Origin of the sequence: Pseudomonas sp. (assembly GCF_051660785.1) — a bacterium.
In the GTDB taxonomy this organism is placed as follows: Bacteria; Pseudomonadota; Gammaproteobacteria; order Pseudomonadales; family Pseudomonadaceae; genus Aquipseudomonas.
Genome location: NZ_JBOFQE010000056.1, coordinates 103,519 through 118,804, shown reverse-complemented (window position 1 = coordinate 118,804; position 15,286 = coordinate 103,519). Strand labels below are relative to the sequence as shown.

Annotated in this window: 12 protein-coding genes; 4 read left to right on the top strand and 8 right to left on the bottom strand. The window is 59.7% G+C overall.

The window, feature by feature from the left end; all coding sequences use genetic code 11:
* Positions 1–35 precede the first annotated feature (35 nt).
* Positions 36–1,310, bottom strand: coding sequence for an Hsp70 family protein (locus tag ACRC4F_RS13710; protein WP_438659776.1), 1,275 nt, complete (start codon positions 1,308–1,310; stop codon positions 36–38).
* A 297-nt stretch (positions 1,311–1,607) separates the two neighbouring features.
* On the opposite strand from ACRC4F_RS13710, the gene ACRC4F_RS13705 reads away from it, so the two are divergent.
* Positions 1,608–2,555 carry a DnaJ C-terminal domain-containing protein gene (locus ACRC4F_RS13705; protein WP_438659775.1) on the top strand — a complete coding sequence of 316 codons (948 nt, stop codon included), beginning with the start codon at positions 1,608–1,610 and terminating at the stop codon, positions 2,553–2,555.
* A gap of 23 nt (positions 2,556–2,578) precedes the next feature.
* A complete protein-coding gene (locus ACRC4F_RS13700) occupies positions 2,579–2,884 on the top strand; it encodes a chaperone modulator CbpM (protein ID WP_109627747.1) in 306 nt (101 codons plus the stop codon).
* Positions 2,885–3,039: 155 nt separating this feature from the next.
* Here ACRC4F_RS13700 and ACRC4F_RS13695 read toward each other — a convergent pair whose 3' ends face one another.
* Positions 3,040–4,167: a sensor histidine kinase gene (locus ACRC4F_RS13695; RefSeq protein WP_438659774.1), complete on the bottom strand. Its 1,128-nt coding sequence runs from the start codon at positions 4,165–4,167 to the stop codon at positions 3,040–3,042.
* Positions 4,168–4,404: 237 nt separating this feature from the next.
* Between ACRC4F_RS13695 and ACRC4F_RS13690 the strand changes: the two genes are divergently transcribed.
* Both ACRC4F_RS13690 and ACRC4F_RS13685 read left to right on the top strand, forming a co-directional pair.
* Positions 4,405–9,339 (top strand): dermonecrotic toxin domain-containing protein, encoded by a 4,935-nt coding sequence (locus ACRC4F_RS13690; protein WP_438659773.1) that lies wholly within the window; start codon positions 4,405–4,407, stop codon positions 9,337–9,339.
* A 261-nt stretch (positions 9,340–9,600) separates the two neighbouring features.
* The gene (locus ACRC4F_RS13685) at positions 9,601–10,668 is read left to right on the top strand and encodes a hypothetical protein (protein WP_438659772.1); all 1,068 of its coding nucleotides are present in this window, start codon (positions 9,601–9,603) and stop codon (positions 10,666–10,668) included.
* A 54-nt stretch (positions 10,669–10,722) separates the two neighbouring features.
* Here the strand turns inward: ACRC4F_RS13685 and ureC are convergent, their stop codons facing one another.
* From ureC to ACRC4F_RS13655, 6 genes are all read right to left on the bottom strand, one after another.
* Positions 10,723–12,423, bottom strand: a complete 1,701-nt coding sequence (ureC, locus tag ACRC4F_RS13680) for an urease subunit alpha (RefSeq protein ID WP_438659771.1) — start codon at positions 12,421–12,423, stop codon at positions 10,723–10,725.
* A gap of 163 nt (positions 12,424–12,586) precedes the next feature.
* Positions 12,587–12,895 (bottom strand): urease subunit beta, encoded by a 309-nt coding sequence (locus ACRC4F_RS13675; protein ID WP_438659770.1) that lies wholly within the window; start codon positions 12,893–12,895, stop codon positions 12,587–12,589.
* Positions 12,895–13,428 (bottom strand): GNAT family N-acetyltransferase, encoded by a 534-nt coding sequence (locus tag ACRC4F_RS13670; protein ID WP_438659769.1) that lies wholly within the window; start codon positions 13,426–13,428, stop codon positions 12,895–12,897. The genes ACRC4F_RS13675 and ACRC4F_RS13670 overlap by 1 nt, the downstream gene beginning before the upstream one ends.
* A gap of 6 nt (positions 13,429–13,434) precedes the next feature.
* Complete coding sequence (locus ACRC4F_RS13665) at positions 13,435–13,968, bottom strand: GNAT family N-acetyltransferase (protein WP_438659768.1); 534 nt, start codon at positions 13,966–13,968, stop codon at positions 13,435–13,437.
* A 9-nt stretch (positions 13,969–13,977) separates the two neighbouring features.
* Complete coding sequence (locus tag ACRC4F_RS13660) at positions 13,978–14,280, bottom strand: urease subunit gamma (protein ID WP_128874348.1); 303 nt, start codon at positions 14,278–14,280, stop codon at positions 13,978–13,980.
* A gap of 163 nt (positions 14,281–14,443) precedes the next feature.
* A complete protein-coding gene (locus tag ACRC4F_RS13655) occupies positions 14,444–15,283 on the bottom strand; it encodes an urease accessory protein UreD (protein WP_438659767.1) in 840 nt (279 codons plus the stop codon).
* Positions 15,284–15,286 lie beyond the last annotated feature (3 nt).

The following is a 15,286-nucleotide window of genomic DNA, read 5'->3' as shown; positions in this document are numbered from 1 at the left end:
TAGCCTGCTAGCGATGGGTGCACCCCGGTTTCGGGTCAGTCCATCGGGCCATAACGCTTGGCAGCTTCAATCGCCAACCCGCTGCCGATGCTGCCAAAGATGTTCCCTTCCACATGCCGCGCATTCGGCAACATCGCCGACACGCTGTTGCGCAGCGCCGGAATCCCGCTCGAACCGCCGGTGAAGAACACTGTGTCGACCTGATCGACCCGCACATTGGCGTCGTTCAGCAATTGCGTGACACTGTTGCGCACGCGCTCCAGCAGGTTGTCGATGGCTGATTCGAACAGCGCCCGGCTCAGCTCCACGCTTAAACCCGGCTCGATGCGGTCCAGCGGCACATGCCGACTGTCGGCGTGGGTCAGCTGGATCTTGGTTTCTTCCACTTCCATGGCCAGCCAGTGGCCGGCGCGCTGGTCGATCAGCTTGAACAGACGATCGATGCCGCCCGTGTCTTCGATGTCGTAGCGCATGCTACCCAGGGCCAGGGTCGACTTCTGCGAGTACACCGAGTTGATGGTGTGCCAGGTTGCCAGGTTCATGTGGTGGCTGGTCGGCATGTAAGCGCCGCTCTTCATGCGGCTACCGTAGCCGAACAGCGGCATCAGGCCTTGCAGGCTCAGCTGTTTGTCGAAATCGGTCCCGCCGATGTGCACGCCGCCAGTGGCGAGGATGTCATCGTGACGGTTGTCGTGAGTACGGCGCTCGGGGGACAGGCGCACCAGCGAGAAGTCGGACGTACCACCGCCGATGTCGACGATCAGTACCAGCTCTTCCTTTTCGATGGTTGACTCATAGTCGAATGCCGCCGCAATCGGCTCGTACTGGAACGACACATCCTTGAAGCCAATGGCGCGCGCCACGTCCACCAGGGTGTTTTCCGCCTCCTGATCAGCCATTTCGTCGTCATCGACGAAGAACACCGGACGACCCAGCACCACTTCATCGAACTCCCGACCGGCGGCGGTCTCGGCGCGCTTCTTCAGCTGGCCGATGAACAAACCGAGCAGGTCCTTGAACGGCATCGCGGTGCCGAGGACGCTGGTGTCGTGCTTGATCAGCTTGGAGCCCAGCAGGCTCTTGAGCGAGCGCATCAACCGGCCTTCATAGCCTTCCAGGTACTCGTGCAGCGCCAGCCGGCCGTACACCGGGCGGCGTTCTTCCATGTTGAAGAAGACCACCGAGGGCAGGGTGATCTTGTCGTCCTCCAGCGCGATCAGCGTTTCCATGCCGGGGCGCAGCCAGCCGACGGTGGAGTTGGACGTGCCGAAGTCGATACCACAGGCACGGGCTGGAGATGCGTTTTTCATGTCTTTCGAGTTCCGGTTAAAAAACGGCCGCGCAGTGTATGTCAGTGCGGCGAATATTCGAAGGCCGACTATCCGCTAAATCTCAGCTATTCGCGCCTTGAAAGACTATCCTTTGCCCCAAACTTGTCTGCATTGGGCCTGGCAGCCACAGGACGGTCGCAAGAACCGCCGGCCGCTGCCGATAAACTTCTGATGCGCTGCCCGGTCAACCACTTGAGATCGGTCAACCTGGCGCCTGCCAATGAGCGCAGACTGCCGGTGGCGGCGCGATATCGATAACGGATGGTGATTCCCTCGATGGACTTCAAAGACTATTACAAGATTCTCGGTGTGGAGCCGACGGCTGACGATAAGGCGATCAAGGCCGCCTATCGCAAGCTGGCGCGCAAATACCACCCGGACGTCAGCAAGGAAAAAGATGCCGAGTCCAAATTCAAGGACGCCTCGGAAGCCTATGAAGCGCTGAAAAGCGCCGACAAGCGCGCCGAATATGACGACTTGCGCAAATACGGCCAGCACGGCCAACCGTTCCAGGGTCCGCCGGGTTGGCAGGGTCGTGGCGCCGGTGGTTTCGGTGGTGGTCAGGACACGGGCGATTTTTCGGACTTCTTCAGTTCGATCTTCGGTAATCGTGGGCCTGGTTTTGGTGGTGGACAGTCGGGCCGGCGCGCCGGACGTCGAGGGCAAGACGTGGAAATGGAATTACCGGTTTTTCTGGAAGAAACCCTCTCGAACGAGTCGAAGAAGGTCACCTTCCAGGTGCCGCAGTACAACGCTGCCGGCCAGCACGTCAGCAACACCAGCAAAAGCCTGAACGTGAAAATCCCGGCGGGCGTGTCCGACGGCGAGCGCATCCGCCTCAAGGGCCAGGGGGCGCCGGGCACCGGTGGCGGGGCCAATGGCGACCTGTTCCTGATCATTCGCTTTGCGCCGCACCCCAAGTTTGACGTCGAAGGCGAGAACCTGATCATTACCTTGCCGCTGGCTCCATGGGAGTTGGCGCTGGGTACCGAAGTGGCAGTGCCTACACTGACAGGCAAGATCAACCTCAAGGTGCCGGCCGGCAGCCAGAATGGCCAGCGCATGCGTGCCAAGGGGCATGGTTTGCTGAACAAGGCAGGCGAACGCGGCTTCCTGTTCGTGCAACTCAAGGCAGTCATGCCTAAAACCTCGAGCGATGAGGTCAAGGCGCTGTGGCAGCAGTTGGCAGAAAAAGCTGCGTTCAACCCGAGAGAAAACTTCTGATCCAAGAGACGGAGTAGCCCATCATGAGCAACCCCCTGATCGTTCAACTGGACATGGCAGAATTCTGTGAGGCGACCGACCTGTCGGACGTCTACGTGATCGAAATCGTCGAGCACGGCATCCTCGAACCTCAGGGCAAGCAGCCCAAGGATTGGCGTTTCAACGATTATGAACTGGCCCTGGCCAAGCGCGCCGCCAAGCTGCGGCGCGATCTGGAACTGGAGTGGGAGGGCGTCGCCCTGGCGCTGGACCTGCTGGAAGAAGTCCAGCAACTACGGGCCGAGAACCGGATGCTCAAGCAGCGGTTGGGGCGGTTGGTGGTGGAGTAAGTGTTCTGAAGTTTTAGCGTCGTCTGTTCGGGCGCTATCGTCGGAACGCCGCCCGGAGCCGGCTCGCTCCCACAGTTAGCCGGGGTTCTTTGAGGAATACGATCGAATGTGGGAGCGAGCCTGCTCGCGATGAACGATGACCCGGTTTCCTTGCTTTACATCTTCCGGGGCAACACCACGGTAAACAGCGTGCCATCCGCTTCATTGGAGCTGACCTCGATCGTCCCGCCATGCGCGTCCACCACTTCCTTGACGATAAACAGCCCCAGGCCAAGGCTGGTCGTCGGCTGGCCGAGTTCTTCGTCGGCGCTGCGCACCAGAGGATCGAAAATCGTCGCGATCGCGTCTTCCGGTATGGGCATGCCGTAGTTATGCACCGTCATGCGAACCGACTCGGGCTCGCCGATGAGGGTGAGTGTTACGTCACGTTTATTTAACCCATGCTGCAGCGCATTGCCGACCAGGTTCTGCAGCAGTTGATCAAGTCGTCCGGCATCCCAGACCCCACGGGTATCGCCGACTATTTTCACCGTTGGATCGCATTCCGGGTTGCCGGCGCAGGCTTCGGCAATCGCGGTATGCGCGACATCGGCCAGGTCCATGGGCCTGGGTTCGATCGGCAGACTCTTGCCCAATCGGCTTCGAACCAGTTCGAGTAAATCGCCGACCATCACCGCCATGTGCCGTGCACCGCGCTTTATGTTGATCGCACAGGTCAGTGCATCGCCTTCAAGCGGGGCTTTGCGCAACAGCAATTCGGTGGACATGCTGATCGCTTGCAACGGGGCGCGCAGGTCGTGCCCGAGGATTGCCAGAAAGATGTCCCGTGAGTGATTGACCTGTTCGGCATAGGCGGCGGTGGATTCGGCGAGGGCTTCATCGATCGCTTCGTTGAAACGGATCATGTCCTGGAAGTAAGCCAGGTCCGGCGACTCCAGGCTGTCGACCCACAACCGAATCACACAGGCCCGCAAATGGCGAAATTCGCTGGTCATCTGCACCAGGTCGAAGCCCACGGTGTGCCGCAGTTCGCCATGACTGGCGCCCGCTTCATCCAGGCTCGGGGTTTTCTCCGGGCCTTCGCCCCTGGCCTTGGCCAATTGTTCGCTGGCGGTTTGCGCGGTGGTCATGTCCCGCGCTGCCGCCAGCAGAATCGCCTTGGCATGATCACGCAAGGCAACCCGGTCCATATGCTCGGCGGCCGGGGTAATCGTTCTGGCGAACTGCTCCCATTCATCGACGATACGGTCCGCGTGTTGCCTGATGAATTCGGATAAGCGCATGGCCGTTACCTGGCTGGAAAGTCTGGGCATCTTAGCGTCTTTGCAGACGGGTAAGAACTACCGCTGACAGCCCTGATCATGGCCGTGCATCTTGTGGGTGGTAATTAATTATTTTTCAGATTCTCATGTTGAATGTGGTTGTTCGTTTATCGTCGTTTTCCAACCACTATTTAAACTTTTGTTTTGACGGGTATTGAATAAGCTGGGCGTTCTTTCGACCGCATAAGGACATGCGTAATGAATGAATTAGCAGAATGGCCGGTCGTCGGTGGTACGCCGCAAGTTATTGCCGACGACAATACTTATTCGAATTACCTTGCATCCAAGGTTCCAGCGATCCTGAAAAGACTTTCCGTGTGCCGGGTGGTTTCAACGGCAGAGCCGAAATCCGAATTTCCAGAATGGTACGTCAAGGCCAGTGCAATCGACCGTCAATACCTCAAGGAACTCAGCAGTGAACGCTGGCGATTGCAAGACGATCTGAATGACACGCTGGCTGATTTGCAAAAGGACATCAACGGCTTCGCCGAACCGTTGCTTATTCAAGCCCTGAAAGAAAAGCTGAACGTGGAGCTGGATGTCCAGGCCACGACGGTGCGCCTGTATGTTCCGGCGCGCCTGGGTTTCGGCATTGACACCAACGCCAGCCGGCTCCGGCAGACAAGCCTGCTGGAGGCCGCGCTGCATAACTTCGAGGCTGCTGAAACCCAGGCAGGCGCCTTTCGCGACGGTTCCGGTATTTTCACCACCGACGCCGAAGGTGCCCTGACTCGGCACGCATTGACTATTGAGAGCTTTGCAAGCCTGTGCAGGGATCTGGACCTCGGAGCGCAGTATCAGCGGCACCTCACCGGATTGCTGCGTCCTGCAGGACCTGCGGCGAAGGCGTCGATCGAGCAGCATTTCATCGGGACAGAAAAGGCTGCGTTCAATGAATCGGCATTAATTGCGTATCTGAAAGGCGATATCACTTCGCATGTGTACCGAAAGCTGCAGCAACTTCGTGATAACCAGTCAAACATCACGCTGGGCAATCGCCCGTTGCAGTCTCACCGCTTGTCCTTGATGGGGGTGAGGCTGTCGGGAATCGTGTTGTTCAGTGCGGTGGCGGATCCATCGAAAATAAAACGAATCTACGACGAACTGGTGCCGGCACATCAACGAATAATGCTGGAGTGGTCGCGCAAACTGAACATTTTGCCCGGACAGCAATTTGAACAGTTCACTTTGCTGAAAGCCTTTTTTGCCAACGGGCCCAGCGGTTTGGCCGGGGAGATTCTGCGTCGCGAGGATATCGACAATCAAAGTCGGCTCGAGGGCACCTTGATCGCCTATGTGCCCGACGACCCCGAACATCCTTTGAAACAATACGACTCCTTCACCGATTTCATGAAGACGTTGACTAGCCAACTGCGCTCTTCGGACTATCAACAGTTCTTCAGCCGGTTCGTGCCGCAGAAAGACAAGGGCAGGTTTTTCGCTCGCGTCAGGGAGCGCTTCAACACTTTTACCTGGCACCAGCGTGAACCGTTGAACATGGGCCCGTGGTGGCGGCAAACGGCTGTGGAAAACCCCACTGCGGAGCCGATCACCAGCGTGATTGACGGCGCACTCTGGCCTCGGCTCGGTCGATGGCGGTGTGACAAGGCCATCGCCGATGCGCGTCACATTGCCGTACCGACGGGGGATGAAGATGCCGACGCTCGCTGGAAGCGACTGACGAGCTATCTGAGTATCGGCTGGAACGTGTTCAACTTCGGCGCGATGCTGGTACCGGGGCTGGGTGAGGCCATGCTGGGAATCATGGTCGGGCAAATGCTGCTCGAAACCATGGAGGGCATTGAAGACTGGAGCAAGGGCGACAAGGAGGAAGCGGCTGCACTCCTGACCGGTGTCATGATCAATGCGGCCCAGTTGGCGATCATGGCGGCAGGGCATGTTCTGCCACCCGGGGCGGCGGCAGTGGTCAAGCCTTCGCCTTTTGTCGAGCAGTTGAAGCCGGTCGTACTCCCTGACGGCACGCCTCGCCTCTGGAACCCGGACTTGAGCCCGTACGAGCATCAAGTCAGTTTGAGTCCCGACTCGAAGCCCAACGGGCGAGGCCTTCACGTGCTCGGCGATAAGGAGTTCCTGTCGCGCGAGGGCAAATATTTCGCGGTGCAGGACGATCCGCTGACCGGCCAGCCAGGGATGCAGCATCCGAAGCGGCTCACGGCTTACCAGCCAAAGCTTGAACACAATGGCGCCGGCACCTGGCACACCGAACTCGACCGCCCTGTCGAATGGACCTCCACCGAACTGATGCGACGGCTGGGGACGAAGGTAGAAGCGTTCAATGATGCAACGCTTGAACGCATCCGTATCGCCAGTGGCGTCGAAGCAGATGTATTGCGTCGGCTGCATGTCGAAAACGAAGCGCCGCCCGCGTTGCTGATCGACGAGATCAACCGGTTCAAAACGTGGGAGGACACAGGGAAGCTGCCTGAGAACGGTCTGTCGCAATCAGATAACCCCGGCGTGCGGGTGCTTCAGGATGCCTTTACGCAACTGCCCTCCAACATGGCCGAGGAACTGCTGAGTGCCGCTGATCCGACGGACTTGCGAGTGCTCGCCGAGAGCAGGCGTATCGGCTTGCACCTGCGGCAACAGGCGCGCGCGGCCTTGCTGGAACTGCGTCTGGCGCGGGCCTATGAAGGGCTGTTCCTTGACTTGATGCACGCTCCTGATACGCAAAGGCTGGCGCTGCACTCGCTGGAAACCTTGCCGAACTGGTCGAGCGACGTGCGCATCGAAATCCGTGAACATTCGTTTAACGGAGACCTGCGCGACAGCATCGGTCCGGAAGATGCGCGCCTGCGTAAAGTCCTGATCGGCACGGACGGAAGCTATGAAGCCCGGGATGCCGAAAATAATCATCTGCACGGGGCCGACGATCTCTTCTCATCCGTCTTGCATGCACTGCCCGACGCTGAGCGCAGAGCGCTGGGTTTTGAGATCAATCAAGGTGCGACCCTCAAGCGCGCCGTTCAAGATGCGCCGTTGGCACGGGACAAGCTGCGCCCGATGCTGGCGGACAACCCGCTGCGCAAACCTGCCTATGATCCTGAGACGATGAAGCTGCGCGGAGGTATGTTTGCGCCTCAAGGCATTCAACGGCTTACCGGACAACTGACGTTGCGCGAGCGCGTCAGGAGTGTGCGCCCGGGGTGGTCGGAAACCGAGGCCCAGGCTTACCTGGACGGCGGTGGAGGCGACATCACGCCGGAGCAACGGGCCACAGCGCTGGAAGCAGAGTTCAACCGGCTCAATGCCAATTTCCAGCGCTGGCTGGATTCTCCAACCGGAGCCTTCAGGTTCAGCCGCGCCGGCATCGCCGAATGGCAGTCCAGAAACTCGCTATACAGGGCCATTCGGCAGTGTTGGCAGCAAACCGGACCCAGGGATGTGGACGCTTTGGGAAATATGCAGGGGTCGTTGCTTGACCTCGCCAATATGCCCCTGGGGCGGCACTTGGGGACCATGCCGCCTCTGGAAGGCAATTTTCAGCACGTGACGAGCCTGAACTTGTCGGGCACTGAAATCATCGACACACAGGTAGCCTTTCTCGATCACTTCCCCAGACTCCGTTCGTTGAACCTCACCGGCAACAAGGTCACGCAATTTCCTGGGGCCATCGGACGAATGCGTGGGCTGGAGGAGCTGCATCTCGGTGAGAACCGGATCGTGCTGGATGCGCAGGGAGTGAGGAGCCTGAGAGGGCTTACCCGGCTTCACAGTCTCGATTTGCATGGGAACCCGTTAGGGCAAGTACCCGATATCGGTGGGATGCGTTTACTGCACACCGTGCTGCTGGATGAGACCGGTATTCATACCTGGCCGGACGGGCTGTTTGCTCAACCCAGATTCCGGCACTTCTACCTGAGCCAGCTGCGCAACGAACTGACCGTTATCCCGCAGGTTACGCCTGGCTCAGCGTCTGCCGAGCTGTTGGCGCGCACGGTGTTGAATCGCGATCCGCCCTGGTTGTCGGTCGAGAATCTGGACACGCTCAGGGACTATATCCGGTCCGTCGGCATGGATCCCGATCGTCCCTACCCACCCCGTGGCGTGCGCGACAGTCTTGATTGGGAAGAAGGCTTGACGCGGCCTGAATGGGTCGCCCGGCAAGCGATCTGGGACAGTGTTGAAGATGAAGTCGGTTCGCTGGATTTTTTCAACAAGATCAGGCAACTGACCCAGTCCAGCCATTTCAGGAACGATCTGCCGTTCAGAAAGGACATGACGGGCAAACTTTGGCGAATGTTGGAGGCCATGTCCAAAGACAGCGAGTTGCGGCGCAATCTTTTTGTCATGGGCAAGGAGGAAGCCACCGCCTGTGTTGACGCCGGGGCCCAGCTGTTCAATGCCATGGGCGTTGAGGTGCTGATTCACGAAGCCTATGCGCTGGGCAGTCCGAGCCTGGTTGAGGCCGAGCTGGTGCAGCTGGCACGCGGCAAATCCCGTCTGGACGAATTGAGCCGGATTGCTCACAAGGTGGTCGCCGAGCGACTGGAAAACGGAGAGCAATTCAGGGCGATCGACGAAACTGGCGGCGTCTCGGGGAGCATCGATGAAGTCGAGGTTCATCTGGCCTTCATGACGGACCTGGCTGAACGACTTGACCTGCCCTGGCAATCCCGTGACTTGCAGTTTCGCACGCACACGGGCGTCACCCCGCAGATGATCGAGAGTGCCTATCAGCGTGTGCTGGATCTGGAGGCCGGTGATTTGCTGCGCGACTCGATCATTGAGCAGCCTTTCTGGGCGTCTTATGTCCGAGGCTCGAATCGAAGCGCCTTCAAGATTCTCAGACGCCGGATCGATGCGACGACGGAGTTCTACCTCGCGCTTGAGACGCGCGCTACCGAACCGGATCTTTCGCTCGAGGCAAAAGCCGCTCTCAAACAGGAACTGAGGCTACTTGCTGCCGAACTGGGTAAACCGGACAGCGCGATCGCCCCCGGAGAGCTCATGACTGACGATACTTACACCTCCGAACTGAACCAGATCGACAGCGAAATGAAAGCGCTGCTCGAGAGCCTGACCCAACAGGCAATGGACCGGGCGAAACTGCAACGGGTGGAGATCCCCTTTACGGTTGAAACCAGTGACACAGAACCAGACCGGCAATGAAGCCACGCCCCCGCACAACCTGCGAAGCGGGGGCAACTTATTCAAGGACGAAAAGACCATGTCACCAAAACCGCCCTCAAAAGCCACAGCCAATAATCCCGGACAGCCGAATTCGCCCCTGTCACGGCCTGACATTTCCACCCGGTAGTTTCGGGGTCGCCAATCCCGCCACGTTGGAGGCTCCACCCGGAACCGGACACAACACCGAGAGGCATTGACCCTGAGCCAGCCACCCGGACACCCCTCTCGGTCAGCGCGATAGTGTCCACAATCGATCGTGCAAAGGGGCCTGTTCAACAGCCCCTGGAGCATTATTGGGTCGCCGCGGCGACGCAACTGCCGCAAGCCGATGCGCAGGGGCTAAGGACGTTCAAAGGGCGCCAGTACGCCGAGGTGCCGGGCGGGCACATTGTGCACGTGGGGCTGGACCCGGCAACGGGTCAGTACCGGGCCAGGCTATCGAGTGAGCTGCAACCTAGCGGCCCGGTGCTCCTGCGCCAACCGGGCAGCGAACTCTGGCACCCGCTGGAGCTTTCCCGACCTGAACTGGCAGCCTCTGCTATTGCGATGACGCCCTATACCCCCGAAGAACTCAACGTGATGAGGCTCGCGGTTCCGTATCTACCCCACAGCAATCAGATAGGGTCATACCATCGCGCCAACAATGGCAAATACCCGCTAAGGGATCGTGATGGCAGACCCGTGCGCATTCGAAAACTCGAGACCAAAGTGACGCTTGACTCCGGTAAGCAATACACCTCGGAGCAAGTAAAACCCTATATCAAGTTCGAAGGGTTTGAAGAGGTCGGCAGGCTGTATGAAGAAAAACTGCGGTTGCGCACATTCACCGAGTCGGATGTAAAAGTGCCAGGAGAAAAGGCCCTGATCGGACAATCCATGGTGGTTGCCAACAGGCCGATTGCCAACGGGGAAATCGTCGCTGTCTATGGAGGCACGCTGGTCCCCGCCAGCTCGATAACGATACCCAGGGCGGCAACATTCACCATGAGCGCCGGCGCACATTTGAGCGCCCGTTCAGGTCAGCTCGAGTTACAGCAAATCGCAATCGTGGGCGACAACATCAGCTCCCGGATAAATACCCACTTTGAATACGACGCCACGGGAAAACCGTTACGCCAGGCGGCAGGAGGCTACAACGTGGAAACCGTTGATTTCAAAGTTGAAGCGGATCAGCTGGTTGGCGACAGGATCATCAGAAAACATTATGTGTTGAATGCGATATTCGCGACGCAAGACATACCCACAGGTATGGAATTGCGCCTGGATTACGCCTACACCGAGGGGATGATCCGGGATCTGTTTTCTTGATGCGACAGGTAATGAAGACGGACGATCGCGTCCGTCTTCAGCGGGGCTGCGTCACTAAAACAGAAAGTAACGCTGGGCCATTGGCAACACCTCTGCCGGCTCGCACCACAGCAGTACACCGTCGGCCTTGACCTGATAAGTCTGCGGGTCAACGTCGATGCTCGGCAGATAATCGTTGTGGATCAGATCGGTTTTCTGCACCTCGCGGCAACCTTTGACCACAGCGATTTTCTTCTTCAAACCCAGGGCTTCGGGCAGGCCCGCCTCCTGCGCTGCCTGACTGATGAAGGTCAGGCTGGTGGCGTGCAACGAACCGCCGTAACTGCCAAACATCGGACGGTAATGCACCGGTTGCGGTGTCGGGATCGAGGCGTTGGCATCGCCCATCAGGCTGGCCGCGATGGCGCCGCCCTTGAGGATCAAGGTGGGTTTGACGCCGAAGAACGCCGGACGCCAGAGCACCAGATCGGCCCATTTCCCCACTTCGATCGAGCCCACTTCATGGCTGATGCCATGGGTGATCGCGGGGTTGATCGTGTACTTGGCGATGTAGCGTCTGGCGCGGAAGTTGTCGTTGCCTTCGCCATCACCGGGTAGGGGGCCGCGCTGTTTTTTCATCTTGTCGGCGGTCTGCCAGGTGCGCGTGATCACTTCCCCGACGCGGCCCATGGCCTGGCTGTCGGAGCTGATCATCGAGAACGCGCCGAGGTCGTGCAGGATGTCTTCGGCGGCGATGGTTTCGCGGCGGATGCGGCTTTCGGCGAAGGCCACGTCCTCGGCAATGCTCGGGTCCAGGTGGTGGCAGACCATGAGCATGTCGAGGTGTTCGTCGATGGTGTTGCGGGTGAACGGCCGGGTCGGGTTGGTGGAACTCGGCAGCACGTTGGCAAAACCGCAGGCCTTGATGATGTCCGGAGCATGGCCGCCACCGGCACCTTCGGTGTGGTAGGTGTGGATGGTGCGGCCCTTGAAGGCGGCGAGGGTGGTTTCGACGAAGCCCGACTCGTTGAGGGTGTCAGTGTGGATTGCCACTTGTACGTCGTATTGGTCGGCGACGTTCAAACAGTTGTCGATACTCGCCGGCGTCGTGCCCCAGTCTTCGTGCAGCTTGAGGCCGATGGCGCCGGCCTTGACCTGTTCGATCAACGGCTCCGGCAGGCTGGCGTTGCCCTTGCCGGTGAGGCCGATGTTCATCGGGAACGCGTCCGCCGCTTGAAGCATCCGGGCCAGATGCCACGGTCCGGAGGTGCAGGTGGTGGCGTTGGTCCCGGTGGCCGGGCCGGTGCCGCCACCGATCATGGTGGTGACGCCGCTCATCAGCGCTTCTTCGATCTGCTGCGGGCAGATGAAGTGGATGTGCGTGTCGATGCCGCCGGCGGTGAGGATCATGCCTTCACCGGCGATGACTTCGGTGCTGGCGCCGATGGCGATAGTCACGTTCGGTTGCACGTCCGGGTTGCCGGCCTTGCCGATCGCGGCGATACGACCGTCCTTGAGGCCGACGTCGGCCTTGACGATGCCCCAGTGGTCGATGATCAGCGCATTGGTGATCACCGTGTCGACGACCTCTGCGGCCAGGAGCTGGCTCTGGCCCTGGCCATCACGGATGACTTTGCCCCCGCCGAATTTCACTTCTTCGCCATAGGTGGTGAAGTCTTTTTCCACTTCGATCCACAGTTCGGTATCGGCCAGACGGACCTTGTCGCCGACGGTGGGACCGAACATGTCGGCGTAGGCTTGACGGGAAATCTTCATCGCAATTCCTTGCACAAATTTATTGTGGCGAGGGGATTTATCCCCGTTCGGGTGCGAAGCACCCGCAATTCAATGAGTGAGTTTTTGCAGATAGACCGAGGTGGTGGTTTTACGGCCGCTCGCGGCCGAACGGGGATGAATCCCCTCGCCACAGGGGCCGGTGTCAGTCGAGGTCCCCCATGATCCGTCCGGCAAACCCGAACACCCGGCGATGTCCGGCCAGGTCTACCAACTCGACCTCGCGGCTCTGCCCCGGCTCGAAACGCACGGCAGTGCCTGCGGGAATGTTCAGGCGCATGCCGCGGCTGGCGGCACGGTCGAAGGTGAGGGCGTCGTTGGTTTCGAAAAAGTGGTAATGCGAGCCGACCTGGATCGGCCGATCGCCGCTGTTCGCCACTTTCAGGCTGACAGTGCGGCGGCCCACATTGAGTTCGATGTCGCCGGGCTGGATCTGGAATTCACCGGGAATCATCAATGAGCTCCCTGGAGAATCTTGTAATAGAGCGCGGTCGGTTTATACCGGCCGCTCGGGTCGCAGGCGTAGTCGGGGATTTCACCGGCCTTGGTGTAACCCAGGGCTTTGTAGAAATCTTCGGCGGGGGAGCCGGCCTCGGTGTCGAGGAAGAGCATGCCGCGCTTGTGCTGAAGCGCGGCTTGTTCCAGCGCGTTCATCAACTGTTGGCCCAGACCACGGCGGCGCGCCTGTTCGCGCACCAGCAGTTTCTGCACTTCGGCACGGTTCAGGCCATTGGCTTTCTGACACAAGGTTAACTGAACGCTGGCCTGCACTTGTTCGTCCTTCACCACTACCCACAGCAGCACATTGCCCTTGTTCAGGTTGTCCTGAACGTCATCGAAATAGGCGCGTGCCGCAGCGGCGTCCAGATTGGCCATGAAGCCGACACTGGCGCCATAGCCGACGGCGTCGAGCAGCAGATCAATCAAACCCTGACGATAGTGCGCAAAACTTTCAACATTGACGCGGCGCAGTTGGGCAGCGTTCATCGGCAATTACTCCTTGTGGGCGGGCGGCGGCTCCGCGCCAGGATTGAGGGTCAGTTGCATGAAGGTCAGGTCCAGCCAGCGGCCGAACTTGGTGCCCACTTGCGGCATCTCACCGGTAATCACGAAACCGGCCCGTTCATGCAAACGGATAGACGCGGCATTACCGCTTTCGATGGCCGCGACCATGATGTGTTTGTCGCAGCCTTTGGCGCGCTCGATCAGCGCCGTCATCAGTTGCGGGCCGAGACCGTTGCCTCGTTGGTCGCTGCGCACGTAGACAGAATGCTCGACGGTGTGGCGGAAACCGTCGAACGGCCGCCAGTCGCCAAATGAAGCGTAGCCCAGCACGCTGTTATCACCGTCGACAATCACCAGGATCGGATATGCCTGGGTCTGCCGGGCGCTGAACCAGGCCTGGCGGTTGCCCAGGTCCACGGCCTGTTCGTTCCAGATCGCCGTGGTGTTGAGCACGGCGTCGTTGTAGATGTCGCGGATCGCCGGCAGGTCGGCGTGCAGCGCATCGCGGATTTGATAGCTCATGACGCGTCCTCAGGCGATGGGTTGGTGAACGGTGACCAGTTTGGTGCCGTCGGGAAACGTCGCTTCGACCTGGATCTCCGGAATCATTTCCGGAATGCCTTCCATCACTTGTTCACGGCTGAGCAGGGTGGTGCCGAAGTGCATCAGGTCGGCAACGGTCTGGCCGTCACGCGCGCCTTCGAGCAGCGCCGCAGAGATGTAGGCCATGGCTTCCGGGTAATTGAGTTTCACGCCGCGCGCCAAACGCCGCTCGGCCACGAGGCCGGCAGTGAAGATCAGCAGCTTGTCTTTTTCGCGTGGGGTCAGGTCCATCGTTGGAATCCATCTGGGCAGATAAAAAAAGTATTCGGATCTGTAAACACAAACCCTGTGGGAGCGAGCCTGCTCGCGATAGCGGCCAATCAGGCGACGTCAATGTTGTGTGTGCCGACGCCATCGCCGGCAAGCCGGTCTCGCTCCCACATGGGATCGCGTTTCAGGTGCTCCATATTCTAGGTGGGACCGCTTCTCGGTCTAACAACGCCGGCCGGAGCAATCGCCATAAATCTATCAACCAACCTCTCGCTAGCAGCGCCTCACTGGCCAGGCATCGAGCCACCAAAAGCCCCGGCAACTGGGTCAGATCCCCGCGCACGTCATGGGGCAGCGAACGGCAACGCTCCAGCAAACCACTGTCGATGTCCCCGGTCACCAGCAACGTCGCAAACACCGGCTGCCCATCCAGGCCAATCGGCGAGTCCAGCAACCCGTCATCCCCGACAATGCGCTGGCGTTCGTGCCAGAGCAACTGGCCGTCACGACGGATATCCAGTTGCGCCTGAAAGTGACCGAGGTCGAAGCGCTCGCCACTGGCCGGACGGCCCAGCGCCACGACGTCCCAGTAAAACAGCCGCGCATCGCCTTCAAGGTCGATGGAGGTGCTGAGCTCGGCCTGAGCGTCGCTGAAGATAATCGTCTCTTGCGGCAGCCATTCCAGTGTCGCACCGCTCGCCACTTTCAATGCCAACCGCTGATAGGCGGGCCCCGCCGCGCGATACCATTTGGCGGCGCCCGGGCTGGTGATTTGCGCCCAGGCCTGGCTGCCGACGCTGGCCCTGATATCCAGTTGATCACCGCCGGCAATGCCGCCCGGCGGGTGGACGATGATGTGTTGGCACACCTCGGGCCCTTCGGCATACAGGTGCTTCTGCACCCGCAGCGGGCCTTTGTGCCGGCGCAGGACCGGGCGCGTGCTGTCGCCGAAACGGGCGTAGCCCAATTCCAGCTCGGCGTGCCAGCTCGGGGTAAACAGGGCAGTGGGGACAGGTAAATTCATATT